Annotated in this window: 20 protein-coding genes and 2 tRNA genes; 8 read left to right on the top strand and 14 right to left on the bottom strand. The window is 61.2% G+C overall.

Annotation, left to right across the window (positions count from 1 at the left end):
* The first annotated feature begins 2 nt into the window (after window positions 1-2).
* Window positions 3-704, top strand: coding sequence for a lactate utilization protein C (locus tag OZY47_RS00725; RefSeq protein ID WP_277178050.1), 702 nt, complete (start codon window positions 3-5; stop codon window positions 702-704).
* A gap of 439 nt (window positions 705-1,143) precedes the next feature.
* Here the strand turns inward: OZY47_RS00725 and OZY47_RS00720 are convergent, their stop codons facing one another.
* The 6 genes from OZY47_RS00720 to OZY47_RS00695 form a co-directional block, all read right to left on the bottom strand.
* On the bottom strand, window positions 1,144-1,836 hold the full coding sequence (locus OZY47_RS00720; protein ID WP_277178049.1) for an L-ribulose-5-phosphate 4-epimerase: 693 nt from the start codon (window positions 1,834-1,836) through the stop codon (window positions 1,144-1,146).
* A 352-nt stretch (window positions 1,837-2,188) separates the two neighbouring features.
* Window positions 2,189-3,556 (bottom strand): MFS transporter, encoded by a 1,368-nt coding sequence (locus OZY47_RS00715; protein WP_277178048.1) that lies wholly within the window; start codon window positions 3,554-3,556, stop codon window positions 2,189-2,191.
* Window positions 3,557-3,666: 110 nt separating this feature from the next.
* The gene (locus OZY47_RS00710; protein WP_277178046.1) at window positions 3,667-4,617 is read right to left on the bottom strand and encodes a sugar kinase; all 951 of its coding nucleotides are present in this window, start codon (window positions 4,615-4,617) and stop codon (window positions 3,667-3,669) included.
* Between the two features lie 461 nt (window positions 4,618-5,078).
* Window positions 5,079-5,936 (bottom strand): L-ribulose-5-phosphate 3-epimerase, encoded by an 858-nt coding sequence (locus tag OZY47_RS00705; RefSeq protein WP_277178045.1) that lies wholly within the window; start codon window positions 5,934-5,936, stop codon window positions 5,079-5,081.
* Entirely contained in the window at window positions 5,933-6,601 is a 669-nt protein-coding gene (locus tag OZY47_RS00700; protein WP_277178044.1) for a 3-keto-L-gulonate-6-phosphate decarboxylase UlaD, read from the bottom strand. Before OZY47_RS00700 ends, OZY47_RS00705 begins: the two co-directional genes overlap by 4 nt.
* A gap of 5 nt (window positions 6,602-6,606) precedes the next feature.
* Window positions 6,607-7,596, bottom strand: coding sequence for a hypothetical protein (locus tag OZY47_RS00695; RefSeq protein WP_277178043.1), 990 nt, complete (start codon window positions 7,594-7,596; stop codon window positions 6,607-6,609).
* A 298-nt stretch (window positions 7,597-7,894) separates the two neighbouring features.
* On the opposite strand from OZY47_RS00695, the gene OZY47_RS00690 reads away from it, so the two are divergent.
* Together OZY47_RS00690 and OZY47_RS00685 are read left to right on the top strand one after the other, a co-directional pair.
* Entirely contained in the window at window positions 7,895-8,863 is a 969-nt protein-coding gene (locus tag OZY47_RS00690) for a sugar-binding domain-containing protein (RefSeq protein WP_277178042.1), read from the top strand.
* 337 nt (window positions 8,864-9,200) lie between these two features.
* A tRNA-Ala gene (locus OZY47_RS00685) sits at window positions 9,201-9,273 on the top strand.
* A gap of 48 nt (window positions 9,274-9,321) precedes the next feature.
* Here OZY47_RS00685 and OZY47_RS00680 read toward each other — a convergent pair.
* From OZY47_RS00680 to ftsY, 5 genes are all read right to left on the bottom strand, one after another.
* Complete coding sequence (locus OZY47_RS00680; RefSeq protein ID WP_277178041.1) at window positions 9,322-9,609, bottom strand: CopG family transcriptional regulator; 288 nt, start codon at window positions 9,607-9,609, stop codon at window positions 9,322-9,324.
* A 3-nt stretch (window positions 9,610-9,612) separates the two neighbouring features.
* The gene (locus OZY47_RS00675; RefSeq protein ID WP_277178040.1) at window positions 9,613-9,885 is read right to left on the bottom strand and encodes a hypothetical protein; all 273 of its coding nucleotides are present in this window, start codon (window positions 9,883-9,885) and stop codon (window positions 9,613-9,615) included.
* Window positions 9,886-10,245: 360 nt separating this feature from the next.
* Entirely contained in the window at window positions 10,246-12,141 is a 1,896-nt protein-coding gene (locus tag OZY47_RS00670) for an isopeptide-forming domain-containing fimbrial protein (protein WP_277178039.1), read from the bottom strand.
* Between the two features lie 142 nt (window positions 12,142-12,283).
* The gene (locus OZY47_RS00665; RefSeq protein ID WP_277178038.1) at window positions 12,284-15,388 is read right to left on the bottom strand and encodes a hypothetical protein; all 3,105 of its coding nucleotides are present in this window, start codon (window positions 15,386-15,388) and stop codon (window positions 12,284-12,286) included.
* A gap of 1,043 nt (window positions 15,389-16,431) precedes the next feature.
* On the bottom strand, window positions 16,432-17,721 hold the full coding sequence (gene ftsY / locus OZY47_RS00660; protein ID WP_277178037.1) for a signal recognition particle-docking protein FtsY: 1,290 nt from the start codon (window positions 17,719-17,721) through the stop codon (window positions 16,432-16,434).
* Between the two features lie 586 nt (window positions 17,722-18,307).
* Between ftsY and OZY47_RS00655 the strand changes: the two genes are divergently transcribed.
* Together OZY47_RS00655 and OZY47_RS00650 are read left to right on the top strand one after the other, a co-directional pair.
* Window positions 18,308-19,114: a TetR/AcrR family transcriptional regulator gene (locus OZY47_RS00655; protein WP_277178036.1), complete on the top strand. Its 807-nt coding sequence runs from the start codon at window positions 18,308-18,310 to the stop codon at window positions 19,112-19,114.
* Window positions 19,115-19,260: 146 nt separating this feature from the next.
* Complete coding sequence (locus OZY47_RS00650; protein WP_277178035.1) at window positions 19,261-20,349, top strand: glycosyltransferase family 2 protein; 1,089 nt, start codon at window positions 19,261-19,263, stop codon at window positions 20,347-20,349.
* Window positions 20,350-20,487: 138 nt separating this feature from the next.
* On the opposite strand, the gene OZY47_RS00645 is transcribed toward OZY47_RS00650, so the two are convergent.
* Entirely contained in the window at window positions 20,488-22,233 is a 1,746-nt protein-coding gene (locus OZY47_RS00645; protein ID WP_277178034.1) for a C69 family dipeptidase, read from the bottom strand.
* A 151-nt stretch (window positions 22,234-22,384) separates the two neighbouring features.
* Between OZY47_RS00645 and OZY47_RS00640 the strand changes: the two genes are divergently transcribed.
* The 3 genes from OZY47_RS00640 (at window position 22,385) to OZY47_RS00630 (ending at window position 24,356) form a co-directional block, all read left to right on the top strand.
* The gene (locus OZY47_RS00640; protein WP_277178033.1) at window positions 22,385-23,521 is read left to right on the top strand and encodes a DUF1310 family protein; all 1,137 of its coding nucleotides are present in this window, start codon (window positions 22,385-22,387) and stop codon (window positions 23,519-23,521) included.
* 169 nt (window positions 23,522-23,690) lie between these two features.
* Window positions 23,691-23,763 (top strand) — tRNA-Lys (locus OZY47_RS00635).
* A gap of 419 nt (window positions 23,764-24,182) precedes the next feature.
* Window positions 24,183-24,356, top strand: coding sequence for a hypothetical protein (locus OZY47_RS00630; protein ID WP_277178032.1), 174 nt, complete (start codon window positions 24,183-24,185; stop codon window positions 24,354-24,356).
* A gap of 43 nt (window positions 24,357-24,399) precedes the next feature.
* On the opposite strand, the gene OZY47_RS00625 is transcribed toward OZY47_RS00630, so the two are convergent.
* Together OZY47_RS00625 and OZY47_RS00620 are read right to left on the bottom strand one after the other, a co-directional pair.
* On the bottom strand, window positions 24,400-24,774 hold the full coding sequence (locus OZY47_RS00625; RefSeq protein WP_277178031.1) for a DUF1516 family protein: 375 nt from the start codon (window positions 24,772-24,774) through the stop codon (window positions 24,400-24,402).
* 325 nt (window positions 24,775-25,099) lie between these two features.
* Window positions 25,100-25,444 carry a DUF1516 family protein gene (locus tag OZY47_RS00620; protein WP_277178030.1) on the bottom strand — a complete coding sequence of 115 codons (345 nt, stop codon included), beginning with the start codon at window positions 25,442-25,444 and terminating at the stop codon, window positions 25,100-25,102.
* Window positions 25,445-25,462: the final 18 nt, after the last annotated feature.

Raw genomic sequence — 25,462 nt, 5'->3', positions numbered from 1 at the left:
AGATGACAGATCGCGAGACATTCCTCAACTATATTGCCGAAAAGAGCGGGCGTCCGCGCCACCAGCTCAAGGACCATCCGCTGGAGCCGATCAACGACCTGCCGGAGAGCACGCTGGCCGGCCATTCGCAGGATGAGCTGCTTGAGATCGCGCGCAAGAACGCCCCGGCGGTGCACGTCGACTTCCAGACGACCGACAAGGCCGGGCTGCCCGCCGCACTCAACAAGTTCATCGCCGCGAAGGCGGACGGCAAGCTGCTGCTGCCGACCTATGACGAGTACTACCAACTCTACGGCCTGGAAGACTGGCGCGACGGGCTCGACCCGAAACCGGCGTTCTGGGTCCCCGGCGCCGGCCGCGAGGCCAACATCGACGCCGCGAACCACTCGGAGGCGGCCATCGGTTTCGCAGACTTCCTGTGCGCCGAGTCGTGCACCATCACCGCACCGACCACGCCGGGCCAGGGCCGCGCGTTCCACTTCCTGCCGGTGCACTACCTGAGCGTCATCCGCAAGTCGAAGATTGTCGCGCGCTCGCGTCAGGCGATGGACTACTACGAGCCGGCCATCAAGTCGGGCGAGCTGAAGACCTCGAACCTCAACTTCATCACCGGCACCTCGTCGACCGGTGACATCGAGATGGTCCTGGTCGTCGGCGTCCACGGCCCGCTCGACATGACCTACCTGGTCGTCGAGGACCTGTGATTGCCGCCTATGGCCATTCCCTACGTATCCGTTGTCTGACTAGTCACAGGCGATAGATTCCTCTGAAAACAGCAATTGGGCACTCCCCCATGAATCCAGGGAGTGCCCAATTGTTATCTATGGACGCTTATCTTGCGGCGACTAGCAGAAGTCGCCACTAATTACCGTCACACCCGAAAATATGTGTGTGGCATCGTGTCACCGTCGACGAAGGCGAAAACGACAACCTGCTTACACCACCACAGCAACCCCGGACCAGCACTGACGACACGCGTGTGGCAAAACGCCCGCAGAAGGCGAAGGCGCACAAAGGTACGTCGAATCTTCTGCGGATCTTTAACATTTCATCCGAAAATATGTGTGTGGCATCGTTCAGCCAGAGATGAAGGCGTACAAAGGTACGTCGAAATCTCTGGCTGGGCGATGACACTCCATATTTTCAGTGCTGGCCGTAGACGTTCTGGTAGCGATCGTTAAGCTTGTCAATGTCGGACTGGGCGATGGGGATGATGTCGCCGAGCTGCTTGGCAGCCCACATGGTGTGGGCGACCTCCTCGGTCATCGCGGCGGCCTTGACAGCGGACTCGCCATCCTTGCCGATGGTGAAGGGGCCGTGGTTCTGCATGAGCACGGCCGGCGAATGCGGGTACTTCTTGAGCGTGTCGACCACGCCCTTGCCAATGGCCTCGGAACCGATGAGCTCGAATGGGCCGACGGGCACGGGGCCGCCGAACTCGTCGCCCATCATGGTCAGGCCGCAGGGGATGTCCTGACCAGTGGCGGCCCAGGCGGTGGCGTAGGTGGAGTGGGTGTGCACCACGCCGTAGACGTCGGGCATGTGGCGGTAGATGTAGGCGTGCGACTTGGTGTCGGAGCTCGGGCCGGCGAGGCCGTCGACCGGGTCGCCGTTGAGGTCGCAGACGACCATCGACTCAGGGGTCAGGCTCTCATAGCGCATGCCGCTGGGCTTGATGACCATGAGGTCGGCGGTGCGCAGGCGCTGCGAGACGTTGCCCGCGGTCCACACCACGAGGTTCCACTTGATCAGCTGCTCGTGCAGCGAGGCGACGACCTGGCGCACCTGCTTGACCTCGGCGCGTACCTCAGGTCCAAAATCATCCAACGTAGTCATAATGACTGTTCCTTTCAGTTGCGATTACCGCTGGCGCGAACGTGACTTCCGCGTCACCGACAATCAACCATCTTTATTGATATTTCCAACATACAGTATCTATGTTACCGCTCACATAGGCCCCGTGGAGCACAATGCAACAAGTGCTCACCGAATTCCACCATAAACAAGCCACTCACATCGGGCTAGCAGCCCTTTTATGTCGGAACCGCATAAAACCGCCATAAACAAGCCACTGCGAGCGTCTAAGCGACCCAAAAATGTCGCCATAAAAAAGTTCCGCCATATTTGAACCACTGACCACAAGCAAGTGGCGCGAATATGGCGGAACCTAGCAAAACCTCACCGGACCTTACAGGCTCTCGAGGTCCTTGCCACGGGTCTCCTTGGCGAACAGATAGGTGATCGCGCCGATGACCAGGCAGATGCCGAAGAAGCTGAACGCCTTGGTGATCACGGAGATGTCGATGTGCTGGGCGACGAAGCTGCCGCCGACGAGCACACCCATGAGCGCCGGGCCGATGATCTTGGCGATGGCGCCGAGGCCGTAGCCGAGACCAAGACCGGTGGAGCGCACGTCGTTCGGGAACTGCTCGCCACCGAAGGCGTTCAAGATGCCGAAGGCGCCATCAGCGAAGGTCATGATGATGAGGATCGCGATGTAGAACGCCCAGCCGGAGCTGTGGAAGAACGCGGCGTAGAAGCAACCCAGGGCGCCGACGATGCCGAAGATGAACATCGTCCAGCGACGGCCGATGACGTCGGCGAGCCAAGCGGAGCCGAAGCGACCGATGCAGTCGGCCACGGAGACGCCCATGAACAGGTAGGCGACCATCTGCGGGGTGAAGTGGAACGCGTCCTTCAGGAGCGTCTGGCCCCAAGACTGGATGGCGAAGCTGCCCATCATGAAGCAGAAGGAGCCGATGGTGATGATGACCAGCGGACGCATGTGCTTGCTGAAGAGCTCGCTGTAGCCGACCTTCTTCTCGACCTCGACGGCCGGCAGGGTGCCGACTTCGCTGACCGGAAGCTCCATGGCCCAAGCCAGAGCCTCGCGGGCCTTGTCGTCCTGGCCCTTGGTCTGATAGAAACGCGGGGATTCAGGAACGTAGTGCAGCCAGACGAGCAGCAGCACCGGCAGGGCGCCGATGGCGATGAGGATACGCCAGTTGTCGCCGACGATGCTCTGGGAGACAGAGCCAAGCAGCAGGCCCAGAGGAATGAACACGGAAGCCAGGCCCGAGAGCATGCCACGGTTCTTGCTGGGCACGAACTCCTGGACGTAGGGGATCGAGGTGATGTTGAGGCCGCCGACGCCGACGCCCACGCCGATGCGCAGGAAGGCGAGCAGCGCCCAGGCGCGATCGGGCAGGAACACCGAGAGGACAGTGAAGGCCACGAAGCAGATCACGCACCACTGGAAGGCTCGCTTACGGCCGAACTTGTCGGCCAGGCGGCCCCACATGATGGAGCCGATGACCGTGCCCAGTCCGGAGCAGGCCAGGATGACGCCGGCCTCGAAGCCGGTGAGCTTCCAGGCGGTGGTCAGCAGCGAGACGACGAAGCCGATCAGGAACATGTCGAAGAACTCCGAGACGTTGCCCAGGATCACCAGCGAGATGATGCTTTTCTGGTGGCCGGTCAGCGGCTTGGAATCCATCTGCTCATATGCGGTGACCGGTTTGGCCGACGCCGCTGGAGCGTTTGTTGTTGTACTCATATTTGTTTTCCTTGTTCTTTTTAACTCTTTTTGACTCTCAATTTCGGGTTATATAGCGGCCCGGAACAGCGACTGCTATCACCGGGCTATCAGCGGACTATCAGCTGCTATCAGCGGTCGATGTCGGTGCCCAGCGGGATGTTGAGTTCGTCGGGACGGATGCGGGTCAGGTCGCCCTTGTGGGTGATCGCGAACTCGGAGGCGCGCTGGCCCCACTTCACGCCTTCCGCAATCTCGCCGGAAAGGTAGCCGTGCAGCGTTGCCGAGACGAACGAGTCGCCGGCGCCGGGGCGGTCGATGACCGGGACGGGCGTGGTGTGGTACTCGGTGAAGCCCTCGTGCGTGCGCAGGTAGGGGCCCTGCATGTGGTTGGTGGAGACGACGTACTCCGGGTTGAAGCGCTTCATCAGCTCGTCGGTGACCTCCTCGGGGGTGCCGGTGATGCCGAAGACCTTCTCGGCGTCCGCGATCGAGCAGAAGAGCACGTTGGCCTCCTGGGCGATGGGGGTGAGCACCTTGCGGGCCTTCTCGCCGCTCCACAGCTTGCGGCGGAAGTTGACGTCGAGGGCGAGCTTGGCGCCGCGCTTGACGGCCTGGTCGGCGGCGTAGCGCACGACCTCGGCGGTGGTGTCGGTGAGCGAGGCGGTGATGCCGGTGAGGAACATGAGCTTCGTGTCGAGGATCGTGTCCCAGTCATATTCGTCGACGCCGGTGCCGCGGAAGACGGTCCAGTCGCGGTCATAGATGACGTTGGCGGGCATCGGGCCGGCGCCGGGCTCCATGAAGTAGAGTGCGGTGCGGCCGCCGGGCTTGCGCACCATCGTCTTCATGTCGACGCCGACGGAGCGGTACTCGGTGAGGATGTAGTCGCCGAGATCGCCGACGGGCAGCGAGCTCGTCCAAAGCGTCTTGCGCCCCAGCTGGGCCAGAAGCCCGGCCACATTCGCCTCGGAGCAGGCGGGGTTCATCGAGACGGAGCGGGTGAACATGAGGCGTTCGCCGCTGTTGACGGTGAAGCGAATCTGGCCTTCACCGATAGTGGAAAGATCATACGTTGCCATAACAGCACTTCCTTGTAACTATTCGCTTTGTGTGTTTGCGTGTGGCGGAATGCCATATCCGACTGGCACCCCACCGCCTTCCTGCCGCGCACCGGCAGGCCGATGGAGCGATTCGCGCCCGCGCCATACGCACTCGGCGGAACCGTGGGGCCGCTTGCCATATCCTTCAGTTGACATGGTCGGCGGCGCAGCTGCGTCCGGTTGGGAATCCCGGAGCAGAACCGTTTTCGTTTGTCATGGCTGGTCGGTTCGGCGGCGGCGTCGGCACCGCGGCCTCCTCGGCCCAGCCTTTCTCTTATTACGTTTTAAGTTATCTTAAGTAGCCAAAATGAACATCGACATCGCGTTCAAATCGGCCGGTTGTTTCAGTATTCAGTTTTGCTTGTATTGAGTTATCGGCTCTGCGCTCCCCGGCCCTCGAACCTGCAGGCCCGGAAAGCGCGAAACCATAACCATTGGATTTAGTCTTGCCTTGAGGCGACCGTGATACCCGCGTCGCCCAGCCAGCCGGCGACCTTTTCGCGGGCCTGCGAGCTGATCTCGCTGGAGTTCGGCGCATCGTCGTTCCACATCTCGAGCATCATGCGGCCGGACCAATCCTGCCGCTTCAATTCCTTGAACGCGGCGGCGAAATCGGTGACGCCGGTGCCCATCGGGATGCGGCGCGGCTGGCCAGGCAGCACGTCCTTGACGTGGATGGCGAGCATCCGGCCTTCGCCGGCCTTGAGTTCGGCGGTGGTGTCGAGCTGCTGCTCGGCGAGGTTGCCGATATCGGGATACATGGTGAGCCACTGCGAGTGAATCTCGTCGCAGATCGCGAGACCCTTGGTAATCGAGGTGACATCGTTACCGTCCACATTCTCGATGCCCAGCATCACGCCGGCCTGTGCCGCGTACGACGCCGCGCGACGGAGGGATTCGACGTAACGGGCGCGCTGCCCATCGTCGGAATCCTCGTAGTAGGCGTAATATCCGGCGACCTGCACCACGGGGATGCCGGCCTCATGGCAGAGGTCGATGGCCTTGCGGAAGATGTCGTCGGCTTCCTGACGTACTTTCGGATCGGCCGAACCAGGGCCAACCTTGCGATGGCAGCTCAGGCACATACCTCCGATCTGCACGCCTTGGCGGTCGGCCGCGGCGCGGAATTCCCGTGCCTGAGCCGGCGTCCAATCGAGACGGGCCATGCGTTCGGGCGACTCATCGACGGAGATGTCCATGAACATGAACCCACCATCGCGCACCTGGACGAAGAACGAATCCCAGTCGTCGGTATGCTTGAGTGCCTTCTCGTAGATGCCAAGCCTGACGGTGCTCATTGCGGCCACACCTCGCTGATGGTGTCTTGCAGGTGCTTCGCGGCGGCCAGCGGATCGTCGGCCTTCACGATGCCACGCCCGGAGATGATGACCCCGACCGGGGCGCCCTTGAAGAACGGCAGATCGTCGGCCTTCACGCCGCCGGTGACGGTGACCATGAAGCCCATGTCGTGCAGCTCCTTGATGCGCTGGATGTCGTTGGGGCCCCAAGTGAGCTTGCCGGCGACTTCCGCGTCACGGGAACGGTGGACGATGACCTGCGTGGCACCCAGGCGACGCCATTCGCGGGCCTGGTCCGGATCGTACTTCTCACCGAGCTCGATCTGCACCTCGCCGCCGTACTCGTTGGCGACTTTGACGACCTGCTCGACCGTGGTCATCGAAGCACCGGCCACCACGGAAACCCAGTTGGCTCCGGCTTCGAAGCAGTTGCGGGCGATCAGCGCGCCGGCCTCGGCGATGCGCACGTCGGCCAGAATCGTCTTGTTCGGGTAGAGGGCACGCACCTCACGCACGGCCTTGAGGCCTTCCGCGATGATGAGAATCGTGCCGCACTCGATGACGTCGACCTGGCTGACCGCCTGGTTCAGCGGACGCAGGGCGCTCGGCATATCGGTGGTGTCGAGGGCGATCTGCAGCTTTGGACGTTGCAATTTCTCTGCCATCTAGATCAGCCTTCCTTCTTGAAGGTGAAGAACTTGGCGGCGTTCTTGATCAGGAGCTTGTCGACATACTCGGGGTCGAAGCCCTCGTCAATCATGCGCGGGCCGTCGACGGCGGGGTTGTAGTCCACGCCGGAGACGGAGCCGTAGGCCTTCTGGTAGGAACGCTTGCCGGAATCGGTGCCGAGCAGGATGCGGTCTTCGAAGCCGTCCTTCTTGAACGCCTTGAGCTCCATCATGCGGTTGGAATCCGGCTGGTACTTGATGCGGTTGGTACCGTCGATCTCGAGGTAGACGCCCAGGTCGAGGATCTTCTCGAGATAGTAGACATCGGCGTTGCGCTGGATGTGGCCGATGGCGATCTGGTCGGCGGGCACGCCCTGCTTCAAGAGTTCCTGGGCCTGCTCGAGGCCGCAGGTGCCGTAGGTCGTGTGGGTGTTGACCGGAGCGCCGGTCTCGATGGCGGCCGCGGCGGCGGCTTCGAGGCACTTGTGCTCGAACGGGGTGATCTCGCCGTAGGCGGTGCCGACCTTGATGACGCCGGCCTTGTACGGCGTACGGTTGACGAACGGGCCGGTGTAATCGTTCTGATCGACGCCCTCACGGATGTCGGCGATGACCAACTCGGTGATCTGGTCGACGGAATAGCGGTTGACCCAATGCGACTGGGTCTCCAGATAGACGTGCTCACGGTGGAAGCCGGTGGCGCCGATGACCTTCAGGTCCTTGACGTTCTTGGCGACCTCGACGAGCTTGGCGGGGTCACGGCCGCAGTTGATGGGGCACATATCGACGATCGTGCCGCCATACTTGCTCCACTTCTTCGAAGCCTGGGCAAAGCGCGTGGCCTCTTCCTCGGCCTTCTCGACGGAATCGAGCTGATGGTCGCCATCGATGTAAACCTCGCCGGCTCCGACGCGGATGAGATGGTCGTGGGCGTCGACCACACCGAGGGTGCTCGGATCGACATCGCCCAGAATCGTACGTGCAAACGACATTGTTGCTCCTTATATCTATTGATTCGCCGACCGCCAACCACTCTGCTTCGACCGTCGGCTCACTGCAATTGTTTACGTAGGCAACCTGCGCGGGTCCCGAGCGGCACCACCATCAAATTCACGGTGTCATCGAAATCCACCCGCTACGTTTCAGTTCCCAACGTATGCCATCACGGGCTGATTTCACTGCTCGTCTATGAACAAATGTTCACAGGTCTGTATTACTTCTGATTCAGCGTATGCTGAAAATGCTCGAAATTGTGGGAAACTTTTGCGCCATAAAAGCTAAGATGAACATATGTTCACCGATGAATCACTGGCCACTAGCTCCTCCAGGCAGCACATCGACCTCGTGCTGCAAGTGGCGCGTTCCTATTATCTCGACAACAGGACGCAGTCACAGATCGCCCGCGACATCGGCTATTCGCGGCCCACCGTCTCGCGCCTGCTCAAGGAATCCCGCGACTCGGGCATGGTGCACATCACCATCGGCCACGAGCTGGAGCACATCCGCGACGTGGAGCAGCGGCTGAAGCGCAAATACGGCATCAAGCACGCGCGCGTGGCCGAGGTGCACGACGAGGAGAACCCGGGCAACGTGGTGCCGAAATACGCAGCGGCGCTCTTCTGCGAGGAATGCAAGCCGGACTCGCTCATCACCGTCTCCAACGGACGGGCCGTGGCCGCCACCGTGCACGAGATGCCGATCTGCGAATGGCCGAAATCCAACGTCGCCCAAATGATCGGCGCCCTGAGCCCCGACAACCCGATGATCGACTCCCCCGATATCTGCCGCATGCTCGCCAGCCGCCTCGGCGGCACCTTCACCGACCTGCCCGTGCCGATGATCCTCTCGAACGCGAAGATCGCCAACAGCATGCGCAAGGAGCCGCAGATCGCCACCACCTTGGCGCTCGGGGGCGGAGCCGACATCGCCATCGTGGGCGTGGGCGCGGCCACCGATGACCGGCTCGGCCACATCTTCGACGAGTACGTGGACACCGCCACGGCGCGGGCGCTGCACCGGCGCGGGGTCGTGGGCCACATCTGCGGGCACCTCATCAACGCCGAGGGCCAGCACATCCATTCGGACCTGTGCGACCGCACCATATCCATCGACCTCGAACGGCTCAAGCGCATCCCGCTGGTCATCGGGGTGGCATGGGGCGCCGTGAAGGTCAACGCCATCCACGCCTGCCTGGTCGGCAAGCTCATCTCCGCGCTGGTCACCGACCAGAAGACCGCCGAGGCCCTGCTGGCGATGTGAGCTGCCGCCCTCTCCCCTCCGGCCGCCAAAATTCCGGTTGTGCCATAAAAAGGCCGCTGAGTCGCGGTAAGCGGCTTATTTATGGCGCTTTTATTTTTCCCGCCATAAATGAGCCACTGAGTTGAGGTGAGTGGCTTATTTATGGCGCAAAGTCCGATAGTTGGACGGGATTGGGCACCGACAGCATGGGGATAGGCAGCGTGGCAGACAGTGTCGGATGGCAGTACGGCAAGACTGTAAAGCCCGCCACGTCGCTCAACCCGCCGAATTGTGCTTGGGCTGGGGTTGTACTAAACTTCGTAATGTTGTCTTAAGCGAGTTGCTCGCTTGAACACATGGGGCTGTAGCTCAGTTGGTAGAGCGCTTCGTTCGCATCGAAGAGGTCGTGGTTTCGATTACCATCAGCTCCACAACCAAGGTTTCCGGCGTTATCGTCGGAAACCTTTTCTTATGTAGCCCTAAGCCACCTGCCGCCCAAGCTCCCTGTGGCAGGCCTCGCGCATGAGGTCGGCAAAGCTTACACCGCGCTTATCTGCGGCCTTGCGAAGCGCATTCGCTTCGCTGCCCGGCATGCGGAACGTCACCGGAACCATAGGCTCCTCGTAGAGCGGCGGCCGTCCAAGCGGCTTGTTGATATTCACTTCACCAGGAGTGCCATGATAAATCCCATTGTCGGCGTCGCGGTCCCACTGATCAATCATCTCGTCGGTGACCTCGCCCCCGCCTTTCGCCCTGTAGTCCTTCATGGGTTATCTCCTTCCCAATAATTGACGAATCTGCCCGTCGCTGAATCCCATCTCGGAGAGGAACTTCTTTCTCGCCGGTGCCACATGGAAGATAATCCATTCATCATCCTCCATGCCGGCGTAGGCTATCAGCTCAGTGAGTCTGCCATGCCAATCCCAACCGAGAGCCAGCATCTGATCCGGCTCATAATTCCCTTGGCGAGGAAGTGTTCTCGCGGCTTCCATCCATGTCGCGACAATCTCTTTCTCGTCAAGCCAAGGTCGTTTCTGCAACACCCTTGGATGTACCAGGACCGACAATTCCTCACCTCTTTCTTTTTGTATACAGAAAGAATATCTTTTCGTATACGAAATAGCAAACCACTACGCTACAAGCAACACTGATACTGCAAACTTAGCTTCACGCACATTAATCCACGTAATTTTAATATGCTTAATACCATCGAAAAAGCGACTGATAATGGAATCCGCGCAATGCACACTGGAACAGGAAATACAAAAACGGCAGGAAACCGAACTATTGGATTGGTTCAGTTCCCTACCGTTTGCCAGTTGCCTTGCCCGGCTATCCGAGCAGTCATTTAGACATGGTCGTCATAGCCAAGGCAGTCCAAACCGACTCAGCGTCACCAACGCTCACGCGTTGAGGCGACGACGGGTGATGATCAGGGCGGCAGTGATGACCATCAGCGCCACGATGACCAGCAGCGCCAAGATCACGCCCGCGCCACCGGTCAACGGCAGCTGCGAGACGGAGTTGACGTTGTAGACCACGATGGCGTTGGCCGCGGTGGCGGTCACGGCGTCCTTGCGGGCCGAGACCAGGCCCCAGGAGTCACCCGTGTTGGAGACCATCGAGGTGGCGGCCGCCTCGCCCGAAGCCGCGGCACCGCTCAGGGTGACCGTGAAGCTGGGCTTGAAGGTGGCGGAGAAGCCGTTGGGCGCCTCAGTCTCGTTGACGGTATAGGTGCCGCCCTTGAGGCCGTCGACCTTGAGCTTGCCCTCGGCGCCCGCGGCGCTGGAGACGGCGAGCGTGGTGGTGGCGTAGCTGGTGTCGGTGGAGGTCTGGTCGGCGGCCTTCTTGTAGGAGCCGTCGTCGAGCTTGCGGAACTTGACGGCCGCGCCGGACTCGTCCGTCACCTCGAACTTGGCGCCGGCGATGGCCTTGTCGTTGGCCTTGGACTTCTTGAGGATGTCGAAGGAGCGGAAGTAGGTGGCCACGTTGCTTCCGGAGTCGGAGTCGGACGTGGAGGCCACGGAGCCGTTGTCGCCACCGTTGGTCACGACGGGCTTGTGGCTCGTCGGGTCGACGGAGACGTCGGCGGAATCCTTGGAAGGCTGGTTGTTGGTGTCGTTGGAGAAGCCGAGGGACGCGCCGTTCCTGAGGGCGCCGCCGGCGGCGTTGTCGTTGACCTTCATCGCATAGGTGACCTTGATCGCGTCCTGGTACTTCTGCGCGCGGATCGAGGGGGAGAGATCGAAGACCACGTAGGCGGTGGAGACGCCGTCCGCGGACTTCACCGCGTTGACCGTGTAGTCGCTCGACTCCAGCTTCACGCCGTTGACGGTGATGTTCACGGAGCCATCGACGTAGGTCAGGCCGTCCTGGAGCGGGCGGTCGATCATGGTGAAGATGTAGTGGTCATAGCCGGTGGTCAGCGGCACCTTGCTGCTGAGCACGTAGTGCATCGTGCCGCCGATGGAGGGATCGTTGTCCTTCGAGCCGTCGATGGTCTTGGCCACGGAGGGCTGGTCGTCATTCTTCATCACGATCTCGCCCAGGGTCTGGCCGTCAATCTTGTCGTAGGTGACGTTGCCGACGGTGATGGCGGTGCCCACGAACATGGGGATGGAGTTCTTGGCGTTCGGGGCGCCGGCGGAGGCCGCGGTCACGTCCTCGATCACGTACATGCCGGGCTCGAGGTTGGTGAACTTGGCCTCGGTGCCCTCGGCGTTGGCCGTTGCGGTGTGGGAGGAACCGGTGATGGAGGCCTTGAAGCCGGGCTGCTTGGCCAGCGCGCTGACGAACTTGCGCAGATTGCCCTTGCTGCCCCAGGCGTTGTCGGCGTCGCCGGAGTTGGAGGTCGTGTCGCCGTTCGTGGCGGCGGCCGCGGAGCTAGAGTAGCCCAGCCACTTCGAGGCGACCTCGCCGATCGGGTTGCCCGCATAGCCTTCGGCCGCGTCCGCGCCGGTGACGGACTTCAGCGCCGTCTCGGCGTCGGCGAGCACCGCGGAATCGGTGGCCACGGAGACGGACGAGAGCGTCTTGGTCTCGGCGTCGCCCACGGCGTGGCCGTAGGTGCCCACGCGCAGGGCCTTGAAGGAGTGGTTCTTCATGTTGTTCGCGTCGGCTTCGATTCCGTGGGTCACGGACTTGTCGCCGAGCTTGACCGTGATGGTCTCGTCGGCAGCGGTCGGCACGGCGATCGACGCGTCGGCGGCGTTCGCCACGCCCATGGGGGCCAGCGCCAGCAGCGTCGCGGTGGCGAGGGCCACCCCGGCGAGCTTGTGCATGTTGATGTGGAAACTCATGTACCTGTTTCTTTCTTTCCTCGAGATGAGTGGTTTTCTGTTGCGGGCCCGGGGTGTTTCCGGTGCGGATATTCCGTCAGGCCAAATTTTTAGTATTTATTGATATATTCAGTTATTTTTGATTATTTGTGCCGCGCCCCGGCTAGTGCCGCGCATGGCGAGCCCCGGCCTTCTCCTTGATGCCCCTGAGCCACACATATCCGGCGACGCTCAGCACGACCACCGCGGCCACGATCATCGCGGCCACAATCCACCAGCGCCCCGCCCCGGTGAAGGGCAGTTCGTTGGCCGGTATCGGCTCCGTGAGCCGGGCCGAGACCAGGTCCGACTCGTTGCCATTGCCCAGCGGCAGGTCCTCATCCAACGAATTGATGTTGTATTTGAGTTCCAGCACCGCCGCCCTGTCGTTCGCGGTGACCTTCAGGTCGCCCGTGGGCATCGCGGCAGGTATGTCGATCCGCCAGGCGCCATTGGAGTTGGCCTTAGTCGTGGTCGTGGACTGCGTGCCGTTGGGCCAGGTGACGGTGACTTTCTCGCCACCACCACCGGCGAACCCACTGACCGATGGAATCTCGGGCGAGGTAGGCGATTCCGGCACCTCGACGGTCCCCTGCACACCACCGAAACGGGTGACGGAGGTGACCTTGACGATCGGGGGCACCATGTCGATGACCTGGTTGACCGCGCGCCCGATGGCGGGTTTGCCGCCCTGGGTGTCTTGCAGCACCGCGTAGATCGAGTAGATCACGCTGCCCTTCGGGTTGGCCTCGGTCGGGAAGCGCGACGGGTCGATGGTGCACGACCAGTTCTCCTTCCAACGCGCCGGGTTGGTGTTGGGATTCGTGCCGGTGCCGGCAATCTGGGTCACGTCGGAGGTCTTGCAGTCGGAGGCGAGGTCACCGATCTTGTACTTCTCGTCGGGCACGCGCAATCCGTTGGGGGCCACGCTCGGATCATCGGCCTCGCCCGGATCGACGTCGGGCGTCGTGGCCGAGGCCAGCTGGGTCTGCGGCACGGCATAGAGACTGAACTTGTCATCCGCATGGTTGGCCGAGTGGATGGTCCCCCTGATCTTCACCTTGGGCGTCTTGCCGTCCACCTCCAGGCTGGTCTTGCCCGCGTTCGGCCCGCTTTTCGCCATCACGCTGTGCGGCGCGTAGACCTGCTGGATCTCGGGGTTCGAGTTCATGCTCAGCTGGAAGCGCGCGGTGGCGATGTTGGAGAAGATCGAGGTGACGTGGATCGGGCTTTTGTCGGACTGCCAGGCGTGGTACCGCACCGAATACTGGGAGCTGATGTCGATGGACTTCGGGTCCTCGATGGTCCACTTGCCGGTCGTCGGGTCGGCCTCCACCGTGCCGATCTCGCGGCCCTTGGTGTTGAGGTTGTCGGGGTCGGCCGGGTCGATGGGTTTGGCCGGGTCCTCCGCGTAGACGGTGACGAGATAGCCGGGGGTGCCCTCGCCGGTCACCGTGCGGTGCGCGGGGTCGGAATAGCCATTGAACTTGTCGATCGTAGGCGCGTCCGGGCGCGCGATGTCGAAGTCGTAGAAAGCCGTGTCGAGCGTCCAGCCCTTGTCGATCTGCTGCTGCACGGCGGCCTGGTCGGTGGCGGCCATCTGATCGTCGATGCCTTCGGTGGAGGGGGCGGGGTTGCGCACCGGGTCGCTGACGGTGCACTGCTGGTTGACGATGGGCCAGGTGACCAGCTTGAAATAGCCGTCAAGCCCCTGCTGGTCCTTGGCCTGCTTGAAGTTGATGCTGCCGTCCGCGCTCTGCGCCACCTTGCCGTTGCCCGCGTCCTGGACGATGAGCTTGCCAGGGGTCGGGTTGCCGTTGTAATCGGCAACGCTGTTGAAGGCGGTGACGCTGTCGATTTTCTCGTAAGTATTGACCCAGTCGAGCGTATTGCCCTTCCACATGGCTGTGGTGAAAGCGCTGCTGTTCGGGTAGGCACCCACGGCCGGCATATTGGAGACGGTCTGGGCCTTGGGCGTCAGCGCGTCGACCGGCACCCACTTGTTGTCTTGCAGGCCGATCCACTGGTACTTGAATCCGGTGACCTGATAGCAAGGGTTATTGGCATTGAGGCCCAGGGCCGGGTTGTACCACGAGACGAAGAACGAGTTGGGAGGAGCGACGCCTGGTGCCATGAGGGCCGGATCATGCTGCCAGCCACCCATGCTCGAGCCGACGCCGCCGATGCCTTTGTCGGTCATCATGCCCCAGTTGGCCTGACGGTACGACCACGTCTCCGGCCAAGAATCGAAACCGACCCAGGCCGCCGGCACATCGCAGCCGTGCCTGGCGTCGATGTTGTAGCATGAGCCCGGGTAGGCGGTCACCGTCTCGCTGTCGGCCATGTCGCCGACAAGCGGTGATTTGGAGAGGATGTCGTTGACCTTCAGGGCGCTTTGGCCTTGCCAGCTGAGGTATTGGGAGTTGACGGCGTTGGTGATCGAGTTGTTGTATGGATTGGTCGCCGGCGGACCCACTTCAACCCAGACATGCTGTATCCACGAGCGACCGTTGCGATAGGCAGCACCTTTGGTGTCCTGCGCGGTCCAGTAGCCGTTGGGCTCGTCGCTGATGTTCATGTCGGCCTGAATCGAGACGGTCACGTAGTCGTAAAGGCCGGCGTGCATGATCTTCGGGATGGTGAAGTTCTCATCCTGGTTCTGCGCCCAGCGGTTCGCGTTGTCGATCGCCTTCCCACTGTCGGTTGTCGAATCGACATAGGTGTTCATGTAGTTGACGGGGTGGTTGTAGTTCGGGTAGACCGTCCCGTCGCTGCCCACGCCGCCGTCGCCATAGTCATAGCGAATCTTCATGCCGATCGCGGCCGCGTCGGTGCCCGCGTTCGGGTTGATCTCGCCGTGGGCCACACGCATCACGAAGTCCATGCGCAGCTCGTCTCGAAGGGTGTCGATCTTGTTGTTGGTGGCGAGCATACGGTAAAGCGCAGGCTTGCGCACGGCGCCGTCCGGGTTGGTGGCGCATTCGGTGGTCCGCCAGTCGATCGGCCGACCCGCCGCGTTGGTGGTGGCGCACGAGGGATCGTTGGCGGCGCTGGCCATCGTCTGGCCCGTCAAGCCGTTTTGCATGGGAGGAATCACGTTGGAGGCGAGCAGGCACACCACGGCCAGGGCGATGACAAGCACCGTCCTGACGAGCGCCCTGACGCGGCGCCCGGTCACGGTCCGCGACCGTCTGTCGGCTGCGCCGAGAAAACCTCTTCCTTTCACCACAATCACCTTCTGCCGCAACCCGAGCCCTTCAGGTTGCCTTTGCGTTTATCGTTTTATATAAATTTCAAAAAAGCACGTCGGCTATAAATCGTTCTTCTGTTTTCCGTCACCGGGTGCTCGATACGACGTCCGCCTAACAGACGTCACGTGTACAACGGTTTTAGATAATCGCATATGATTCTGACGGAGTTTTCCAGATGGAGAACATGGATTTGTCTAGTTATTTTTGCTTCAAATAATGGCTTTATTCCGAATTGCGGCGCACGGCATCGGAGCGCAACACCACGGAAACATTGGTGTTACAGCGTTTTATCTACTTGATTCATCGCATTTACCGCGTCACATAATATAGAAAAAGGTGTCACTAGACAAAATAATGGGTTCTGTGTGATAAAAATCTATGTGAGCTACGCCATACTTTAATGACATGACGTCCGGCGTTTCTCACCAATCGTGCCATCATTGAGCGGACTTTATATCACGTTGTTTTCAAGCGCAATACATATAACGTTTGCCGTAAGAGAAATTCCAGATATGGCCACAGGTGATAATTCAGGCCTTCGAACCCCACGAAGCGCGGACCAACAATTATGCGGGCACCTCCCGCACAATGCCAGCACCCGCCTCCAGCCACACACCTTTGAACGGCCGATTAACAGCGATGTTGCCGTAGACCAAGAGGCGCCACCGCTCCCGCACCACGACGACATCTCCCGAGACCATCATGCTTACCAAACCGGTCTCACACAGAAAGCGGCAACAACAACTCTGCCCTCATCCGCACCGAAACATGGCGCTCACCTACGGACGCGCCTACACCTGCCTTGCATGCGTCGGCAAGCAGAAAATACGACCGGAAAATCTGCTTACTGACGCGAGCGCCAGCGAACGCGCGTTGCTAAGCAGAAAAACAGGGGCGCGAATCTGCTTAACGACGCAACTCAGACGGCAGCGTGGATACGCGACAGCCGCGCACCAACTTGAACCAGTTGGATGCGCGGCTGAGACGTTAACGCCCTTGGTGGGCTACCGGAGGTAAAGACTCAGGCGAGGATGCCGTCGACGAACCCGGCCGGATCGAAGGGCGCCAGGTCGTCGGGGCCTTCGCCCAGGCCGACCAGCTTGACCGGGACCTTGAGCTCCTGCTGCACCGAGACCACGATGCCGCCCTTGGCCGAGCCGTCGAGCTTCGAAAGCACCACGCCCGTCAGTCCAATCGCGTCGGCGAAGACCTTGGCCTGCGCCATGCCGTTCTGGCCGGTGGTGGCGTCGAGCACCAGCAGCACCTCGTCGACCGGCAGGTTCTTCTCGGTGACGCGGCGGATCTTGCCCAGCTCGTCCATGAGGTTCGCCTTGTTCTGCAGGCGGCCGGCGGTGTCGATGATGAGCACGTCCACATCCTCGTCCTTGGCGCGCTTGGAGGCCTCGAACGCCACGGAGGCCGGGTCGGCGCCCTCCTTGTCGCTGCGCACCACGGGCACGCCGACCTTCTGGCCCCAGGTCTCAAGCTGGTCGGCCGCGGCGGCGCGGAAGGTGTCGGCCGCGCCGAGCATCACGCTCTTGCCCTCGGCCACGAAGAGACGCGCGAGCTTGCCGGCGGTCGTGGTCTTGCCGGTGCCGTTGACACCGACCATGATGATGACGCTCGGCTTGTGGGCGTCGGGCTTGTCGGCGTTCAGCGCACGGTCGGGCTGGGAGTCGACCATGTCGATGAGCTTGGAACGCAAGGCCTCGCGAACCTGCGCGGGCTCCGAGGTCCCGGTGATGCGGGCGTCGTTGCGCAGCTCGTCGACCAGTTTCTCGCTGGCCTCGCTGCCCACGTCGGCCAGCAGCAACGTGTCCTCGACGTCCTCCCAATCGGACTGCGAGAGCTGGTCCTTGGCCAAAATATTGAAGAGCGCACGGCCGAAGGGGTTGGACGATTTGCTCAGTTTCGCCTTCAAGCGAGAGACGCGAGAGGTCGCCGATTCCGGGGTCTCGAGCGCGGTGCCGGAGGACTTCGTCTCCTCCTGCGTACCAGCTTCGGCGTCACCCTCATCTTCGTGCGATTCGGCTTCATCGGCATCGGTTTTATCAGCCTTGCCTGCTTTGCCTTCGTCACCCGAACCTTTATCGCCGTCACCAGCGGTCTCGCCAGCCTTCACGGACTCCTCGGATTCGGCCTGTTCTGCGGCTTTTCGGGCCTTGATATTCTTGTCGGCCTTGGCCTTGGCGCGCTCCTCGCCCTCCATCACGCGACGTTTGCGCGAACGGTCCATCAGGGCCCCGCCGCCAATCAGCACGGCCGCGATGAGCACGAGCACCACCACGGCGATAATCACATTCATAGTCATGTATCCAAGATTATGGTTGAGGCGCGACTCTATCAGCCCCACTCCGGCACCGTCCCGGTTGCAAACGTGACGCAAACTCACGGATTACCGTCACATCCGCAACACCAGTGGCATCGTCCACATTGCAAACGTGACGCAAACTCACGGATTACCGTCACAAACGCAACATTGACAACCGTTTTTGATTGCGTTTGTGACGCCAACCCGCCAATCCGCGTCACAAACGCAACCTCAGCACCGCCCCATGTTGCATTCGTGACGCAAAACCGGCGATTACCGTCACAAACGCAACACTGACACTACCCAGATTATTAGCATGGCACCAACCTGTGAATCATCGCCACACCACAACACCACCGACCACCCGGTTGCAAACGTGACGCAAAACCGGCGATTACCGTCACAAACGCAACATCTGCAACCGTTTTTGATTGCGTTTGTGACGCTAACCACCCAACCAGCGTCACAAACGCAACGTGGACCATCATCCGGTCGCAAACGTGACGCAAAACCGCCAGTCCGCGTCACAAACGCAACCGACGGTTAGCGACCAACCGCCAACCATGGTCCGGCATACAATATGAGTATGGCAAACGCTTCCAGAATGACTTCGTACCAGCGCCGCGAGCAGCTCATCGCGGTGGGCCGCTCGCTGTTCGCCGCGGAGGGCTTCGAGGCGGTGAGCGTGGAGGAGATCGCCTCCGTCGCCAAGGTGAGCAAGCCCATCGTCTACGAACATTTCGGGGGCAAGGAGGGGCTCTACGCCGTCGTGGTGGACCGCGAGATGCAGAAGCTGACGGGCACGCTCATCGACGCGCTCTCCGCCGGCGACACCCACCCGCGCCAGATCGTGGAGCGCACGGCCCTGGCGCTGCTCACCTATATCGAGGAGAACTCCGAGGGCTTCAACGTGCTCGTGCGCGACTCCCCCAGCACCGACCCGGCTGGCTCGTTCAGCTCGCTGCTGGGCGACGTGAGCCTGCGCGTCGAGGAGATTCTCACCCAGGCGTTCAAGCAGCACAAGCTGCCGGCCAAGGGCGTGCCATATTATGCCCAGATGCTCGTCGGCATGACGGTGTTCACCGGGCAATATTGGGCCGCCAACCAGCGCAAGATTGACAAGAAGCAGCTCGCCGCCCACATCGTCAACCTCGCATGGAACGGACTTTCGCGCCTCGAAGCCAAGCCCACGCTGCGTTTCGACGACGACGGTAAGAAGAAGGACCACAATAAGGACGAGCGCAAGGCCGACAAGAACCGTAAGACCGACAAAGGCAACGGCTCTGATAACTCCGACGATTCCGACGCATCAGATGGCGCCGAGACAGCGGCCAACGACCATGGGGCCGCAGACACCGACACGGCCAAAGACCAAGCCGCGCAAAAAGACTGACCAGACGGCGAAACCGCCTTTCCGAAACGTTCGACGAGCATGGGGGATCGCGCCCGCAATCCGGCTACGCGCCGATAAGCTCAAAATCCCGTGCTACATTTGAATCGTTTATACCAATACGGATTTATTAGTTAATTTGAGGCAACATGTCGCACGATACTCCGAAGACACTCACGTTCGTGGTGCCCACGTTCAACATGCAGATGTACTTGGAACGCTGCGTCGACTCCCTCATGTCCACCAACAGCGACGACGTCGAGGTGCTCATCGTCGACGACGGCTCCTCCGACGGCACCCCCGAGCTCGCCGACCAACTCGAGGCCGACAACCCCGGCATCGTGCGCGTGATCCACCAGGAGAACAAGGGCCACGGCGGGGCTGTGAACACCGGTATCGCCAACGCGCGCGGCCAATACCTCAAGGTGGTGGACGCCGACGACTGGGTGGGCACCGACTCGCTGCGGCAGCTGCTCGCGGTGATGCGCCAGCAGCCGGCGCAAGGCCCACAGGTTTCGCAAAACGGCGAAAGCGCGGAAAACGCGTCATCCGCGCAAAACGGCCCAATCGACCTGTTCGTCACCGATTACGTCTACGACAAGGTGGGCAAGCACCACAAGCACGTCGTCAATTTCGGGAACGTGATGGCCCGCGGCCGCCGGCTGGGCTGGGACGACCTCAACCATTTCGGCATCGCGCAATACATGATCATGCACGCGCTCACCTTTCGCACGGAGGTCTTGCGCCAAGCCAAAACCACGCTGCCCGAGCACACGTTTTACGTCGATTTCATCTACGCCTACCAGCCTTTCCCGTGGGTCCGCTCGATCATGTACCTCGGCACACCGCTCTACCACTATTTCATCGGCCGCGAAGGCCAGAGCGTGCAGACCGACGTGATGATCCGGCGCGTCAGCCAGCTGGTGCAGGTCAACCGCATCATGGCCGCCGCCACCCCAGAGCGCGGCACCGTGCCCGACGGGCTCTACCGCTATATGATCCACTTCCTCTCCATCGAGAGCGTGGTGACCAGTGCGTTCCTCATCCTCTCGCGTGAGCCGCGCAATTACGAGGTCAAGAAGGAGCTGTGGGCCAACCTCGAGCGCACATCGCCCAGCATCGCGGCGGACGTGCGTCGGCAGCTGCCCTCGCGCGCCATCAACCTGCGCGGGCCGGTCGGACGCACGATCATCCGCATGGGCTACCACATCGCCGAGGGAGCCATCGGCTTCAACTGACGGGGCTTGCGAAAGCTCGCTCGAAATCGCATTGAAAAACAAGAGGCGCGGCACCGTGATAATTCACGATACCGCGCTTCTTGTTATGTCTTATGGCTTGGGTTCGCGCCTGCCTATGACTTGCGCCACCGCTCCCGCTTACTGCGGGCGGTCGGAGAGCGCGAAAGCGTTGTTCATCATGTCGCTGGTGGTGAAGAGCACCTTGCCGAGCAGCTGCTGGCTGCGCGCCTCCAGATAGTCGGACATGCGCTGGTTCGCGGCCTCCATAATGCGCTTGGCCTCGTCGGTGCCCTGCGACTTGGCCAGTTTCGCGTCGGCCTCGGCGACGAAGGCGTGGCCAGTGCTGGCGATGTCCTCGCGGAAGGCCTCGATGGCGTTGCTGTTCGCGTCGAAATGCGAGTCGGCGATCACGGCGATCAGGCGGTTGGTCCAGTAGAGCGTCGAGGTGGAGACCTCGCCGGTCGTCTGGCGCAGATAGTCGGGGGTCGCCCCAACGTTGGTATAGAACGGCGCGACGCAGGTCGAGGGCTGCGAGCCGAACGCCAGCCACATCACCGCGCGGTATGCCTCGGGCATGTACCCGCGAATCTGCATGATGGCGAGATGGCCGGTGCGGCTGATGCCGATCGGGCGATAGCGATGGCGGGTCTCGGGAGTGCCGAGGCGGCCGTAGGGGTCGTAAGGCGTGTCCTCATAATGCGAGCTCAGCACGTTGTCCATGTCCTCGACGCTCACCTTGGTCTCGGGCACGCGGCACCACGGAATGTCGTCGGAAATCGGCGTATAGCGGGCGTTCGGCGAATCCCAGTCATCGCTCGGGTTGAGGCAGCGCTGCATATACCAGGCGCGCGGAGTGTTGTAGATGTGGTCCTTCGGCGTCGCGGTGCCGAAAATCGTGCGCGGGTTGAGATGCCTGAAGTGCTCGGGCGCGGTGTCCATGCTGCGGTCAAGGTGATTGTCGACGATGAACTCGCGCAGGTCGGCGGAGCACAGGTAGTCGCGCTTGTCGCCGAGGCTTTCGTCCAGCGCCTCCTCGAGATCGAAGTGATCGAGGCCGAGCTGGTTGGGAATGGCGGCGTAGCAGTCATCGGGCACACGGCGGGCGATCCAGTGGTGGCCACCGATGGTCTCGACATACCAGACTTCGTCGGCGTCGGAGATGCTCACGCCGTTGGATTCGTAGGTGCCATACTGCTCAAGCAACGAGCCCAGACGCAGCACACCCTCACGAGCGGAGCTGACATACGGGAGAACCAAGGTAATAAGGTCCTCTTCCCCAATGCCGCCGTGAACCTCACGGCGAGCGCCGTCCGAAGTTGCGGACGCAGACGAGACAGACGAGGCGGAAGCGGCTGCGGAAGCCTTGCGCCCCTTGCCGTCGCCCTGCAGATAAACGTCCAAGCTCTGATTGGCGATATCATCGGCCACGCCATCGTCATAGGCCTCAGGTTCGCCGACGGAAGCCCAGAAGGCGGCGACGGAAGGCTCGGCGTCCGCGTTCGGCGCCACGCTCCCTTCACCGGAGCCCGCGCCAGCCGGCACGGTGTGCAGCGCGACCATCGGGTCGGCGCCCATCACACGCTCGTTGACGGCGATGGTCTCGGTGGCGCTCATGGCCACGTTGCGCTCGCTCACCCCGGCCTCGGCCAGGATGCCGCGGTTGCGCAGGGCGTTCGGCGCGATGAGGTAGGCGCACGGGTCGTCGGGAAGCTCGATCTCGACGTGGCTCAGCACGCTGCGGTAGTGGCGCGGCTGATCCTCGGGGCGCACGGCGACCAGGCGCTTCGGGTCGTAACGGCCGTGGCCGCTGTCGTCGTCGCGCGCGATGAGTGTGGAGCCGTCGTAACTGGCGTTTTTTCCTATAAGTAATGTTGTGCAAGGCATAACCCCCAACCTTACTTTTTTATTGTCGAATGCGCCACTATCGGCTCATAACACTCCCCGGAGCCCACACATTGCATTTATACTGGTGGATACGCAAACGCTTCTCGTGAACGCGGATACGTCTTAAGCATCGTAAGGATGGCAACGAAGCATGGCAACAACGCCCGATGATATCGAACAGGATTCCGGCAACCAGCAAGCGGCCGGACCAGCGAATCCGCCGTCCGCCGCGCCGCAATACCAATACCATCAACCACCGCAAGGCCAGGCCCCGTCCGAGCAACCTGCCGGCCCGGCCCCGTGCAGCGTCCAGGATTATGGCCTGAATCCCGATGGCACGTCTCCTTATAGCAATCAGACTTACGACCCGCAAACGCCGATGGTTCCTCCCATAGCCACGGAACCTTACACATATCAGCCGTACGCGGCGCCGTCGCCTTACGCCGAACAACCTTCTTACCCTCCGCAAGCCGCAGACTATATGGGCACTGCCGCCGCCCAGCCTTACCCAGCGGCACCTTATGGCACCCAACCCGCCGAGTATCCGGGAGCTTACAGCCCTTACGGCCCGGCACCCCACGTCGAGCAGCCGGCTTACGAATCCGCGTCCAGCCAAACGCCCGAATATCCATCCACCTATGCACCCGACCACATCTCCACCGACCCGAAATACTACGGCTACCAGGGATACCGATACGTACCCTACGCCTACGACCCCAACGGCCCCGAGCCCATCCTCTACCGGCTTGAGCCGAAGTTCTCGGGCAAGAAAATCGTGGTCATCGTCCTCATCGTCATCAGCGTGATCATCGCCGGCATCGCCGCGCTCATCAGCTCGGCGCACCACTCGCAGCAACAGTGGATGCGCGAGCAGGTCTATTCCAAGGAGGCCGACAAGGTCTACCGCGAAAGCATCAAGGATTTCGACCCCAAGGCCTTCACCAAAGAGGGCATCGTCCACTCCTACAAGGTGGACGACAACAGCATCAAGCACAACCCCATGGGCGGCATCATGCTCGCCCTCATCGTCAACAACGACCCGAGCCTGACCTTCGACTGCGATCTCGACAAGAACGGCGGCGAAGGCCCCATTGAGGGCGGCATCAGCAGTTCTTCGCTGAAGCTGCAAGACAAACTCGATAGGGCTTATCCCGATTTGCATAGACCCGATAGCGGCAACAACGGAGGAGACGCCGACGGCAACGAGGGTGATGGCGATGGCGATGGCGGCCAAGACGGCGGAACCAACCAGAATGGCAGTTCCAGCCCCGGCGCTTCCCAGCAGTGAGACCAGTCCCGGCACTTGACCGTCTGCCCAATCAAACGGCTCGGCAGAGTTCCGATTCATGCGCAGCTCTGCAAAACGGGGATTCGATGGCCGGCGTATGTCCAAGAACGCGACACGCAAAATGTCGCCGAGCGCAAATCGGCAAGTGCTTGTATAATGAAGATTTGTTGCCCCTCTGGCTCAATGGTTAGAGCAGCGTCCTTTTAAGTCGTGGGTTGTGGGTTCGAGTCCCACGGGGGGCACTTTTTATTCTTCGATTATTTCTTCATTTGCCTTACCAGCGCTACTGAGCATAGGCATATCCAAGACATTTACACACCCCGCCAGCCTGACGAAAAAATCCGAGTAGATTAAAGAAACAACCGCTGGTTTGGTGCCCGAACCCGGACACCAAACCGCGACTACATAAGGAGGGTGAACAAGAGACACCCTATCGACTCCGGCCCATCCGATAAAGCTTATTGCCCGACTTTATATTCCGAATGGTCGATACACCGTCATCGACGAACCTATTATATCTCACCGACGAGATTCGTCCTATCCGATACGATTAAATTGTCGCGAACACCTCATGATACAGGTCGAAACGACCGTATGAGCTGCCCGGCCCATACGCCGCTGCCGCGTCCACCGTGGCGCGGTTATGTAAGGATGGCATACCATGCCAAACAAGAAGAAAGGACCCAGCAGAGACAACTATCTACGGGAATCCATAGTGGCGATTCTGGCGGTCTTCATCGCAAAGGCCGACAGCATCGTCATTGACGCCATATTGGTGACCATTATTGGCTACCTACTGGTCGAGGATTACCGTGACAGGCATCGCTCCCGCTAGGTAAACGGTCTGCCCGACTTAGGGCAGGCCCCTTTCTGCAGACTCACGCGGCGCGATTGGGCTTGCCACGGTGATGGCCGCGGGCCAGCCAGAGGCCGAGCGCGAAGACCACGATGCCGAAAAGCAGCGGCAGCCAGAGCACCTGCAGCGACGCGGCGCCCTTGAGCCGGTGGACGAAGGCGACCTCGCACATGCCGATGAGTCCGAACGCGGCCACGATCTTGACGATGGCCATGGGCCAGTTGGCGCGCCATGCATGCGGAATGGTGGGCACGGCGCTGACCATGAGCACGATATAGCAGACGCGGGCCACCATCGCCCATGTCTCAAGCTGCCCCACGGGCACGAGGACCCCGATAACCATCGCCACGAGCGCCACAACCGCCGCGACGATATGCGTCCAACGACAGACCGCCATGCTTCATCCCATCTCTCAAGTGGGTCATTGCTTTGACCTCAATTGAATGGTAGCGGGATGGAACGTACACGAAACGTTTTTGGCGACATTTTCACCAAATCCGTCGCAAAAAGACTTTCCGGGAAATCCCCCAACCAACAACCGCCGTACCCCCCCCACCACCGCAATCCGCCCAATTGCGCCATAAATAAGCCACTGCCCCAACATAAGCGGCCCAAAAATGGCGGAATCAAATAGAAGCGCCATAAATGAGCCGCTGAAACATCGTCAACGGCTTATTTATGGCGCAAATGAAAGATGTGTGGCTGGTCAGGCACCTTTGGAACTAGTGCATGATAAGCGGGAACCCGCCGGTGAGCACGAACCCGAGCACCAGCACCAGCACGGCCAGCACGATCGGCACCCAGATGACCACGGCCGTCACGGCGCCACGCGACTTCTTGGCGAACCCGATCTCGGCGAAGGCGATCATCGCGATGGCCAGCACGACCTTGACGATGAGCAGAATCGGGTTGTGCTGCCATGCGCGCACGATCATCAGCACGCCGCTCAGGATGATGAGGATATAGCAGACGCGGGCGATCATGGCCCAGATCTTCGTCATTTTCGCAGGCCCCAGCAGCCCCGCCGCCACCGCGACGATCAACACCACGCCAATGATCAGATGCATCCAAACCCAAATCATGTT

Origin of the sequence: Bifidobacterium sp. ESL0790, from assembly GCF_029395435.1 — a bacterium.
Lineage (GTDB): Bacteria > Actinomycetota > Actinomycetes > Actinomycetales > Bifidobacteriaceae > Bifidobacterium.
Note: the sequence above shows the minus strand (reverse complement) of the source record. Positions and strands in the feature narration are given on the sequence as shown.

What these genes read in the sequence shown, in the direction of transcription:
- OZY47_RS00710 (WP_277178046.1), bottom strand. Translation starts at nt 4,617, where the DNA reads ATGGCAACGTATGATCTTTCCACTATCGGTGAAGGCCAGATTCGCTTC.
- OZY47_RS00625 (WP_277178031.1), bottom strand. Translation starts at nt 24,774, where the DNA reads ATGGCGGTCTGTCGTTGGACGCATATCGTCGCGGCGGTTGTGGCGCTC.
- OZY47_RS00720 (WP_277178049.1), bottom strand. Translation starts at nt 1,836, where the DNA reads ATGACTACGTTGGATGATTTTGGACCTGAGGTACGCGCCGAGGTCAAG.
- OZY47_RS00620 (WP_277178030.1), bottom strand. Translation starts at nt 25,444, where the DNA reads ATGCATCTGATCATTGGCGTGGTGTTGATCGTCGCGGTGGCGGCGGGG.
- OZY47_RS00725 (WP_277178050.1), top strand. Translation starts at nt 3, where the DNA reads ATGACAGATCGCGAGACATTCCTCAACTATATTGCCGAAAAGAGCGGG.
- OZY47_RS00650 (WP_277178035.1), top strand. Translation starts at nt 19,261, where the DNA reads ATGTCGCACGATACTCCGAAGACACTCACGTTCGTGGTGCCCACGTTC.
- OZY47_RS00630 (WP_277178032.1), top strand. Translation starts at nt 24,183, where the DNA reads ATGCCAAACAAGAAGAAAGGACCCAGCAGAGACAACTATCTACGGGAA.
- OZY47_RS00655 (WP_277178036.1), top strand. Translation starts at nt 18,308, where the DNA reads ATGGCAAACGCTTCCAGAATGACTTCGTACCAGCGCCGCGAGCAGCTC.
- OZY47_RS00705 (WP_277178045.1), bottom strand. Translation starts at nt 5,936, where the DNA reads ATGAGCACCGTCAGGCTTGGCATCTACGAGAAGGCACTCAAGCATACC.
- OZY47_RS00715 (WP_277178048.1), bottom strand. Translation starts at nt 3,556, where the DNA reads ATGAGTACAACAACAAACGCTCCAGCGGCGTCGGCCAAACCGGTCACC.
- OZY47_RS00695 (WP_277178043.1), bottom strand. Translation starts at nt 7,596, where the DNA reads ATGTCGTTTGCACGTACGATTCTGGGCGATGTCGATCCGAGCACCCTC.
- OZY47_RS00700 (WP_277178044.1), bottom strand. Translation starts at nt 6,601, where the DNA reads ATGGCAGAGAAATTGCAACGTCCAAAGCTGCAGATCGCCCTCGACACC.
- OZY47_RS00680 (WP_277178041.1), bottom strand. Translation starts at nt 9,609, where the DNA reads ATGAAGGACTACAGGGCGAAAGGCGGGGGCGAGGTCACCGACGAGATG.
- OZY47_RS00690 (WP_277178042.1), top strand. Translation starts at nt 7,895, where the DNA reads ATGTTCACCGATGAATCACTGGCCACTAGCTCCTCCAGGCAGCACATC.
- OZY47_RS00640 (WP_277178033.1), top strand. Translation starts at nt 22,385, where the DNA reads ATGGCAACAACGCCCGATGATATCGAACAGGATTCCGGCAACCAGCAA.
- OZY47_RS00670 (WP_277178039.1), bottom strand. Translation starts at nt 12,141, where the DNA reads ATGAGTTTCCACATCAACATGCACAAGCTCGCCGGGGTGGCCCTCGCC.
- OZY47_RS00645 (WP_277178034.1), bottom strand. Translation starts at nt 22,233, where the DNA reads ATGCCTTGCACAACATTACTTATAGGAAAAAACGCCAGTTACGACGGC.
- ftsY (WP_277178037.1), bottom strand. Translation starts at nt 17,721, where the DNA reads ATGACTATGAATGTGATTATCGCCGTGGTGGTGCTCGTGCTCATCGCG.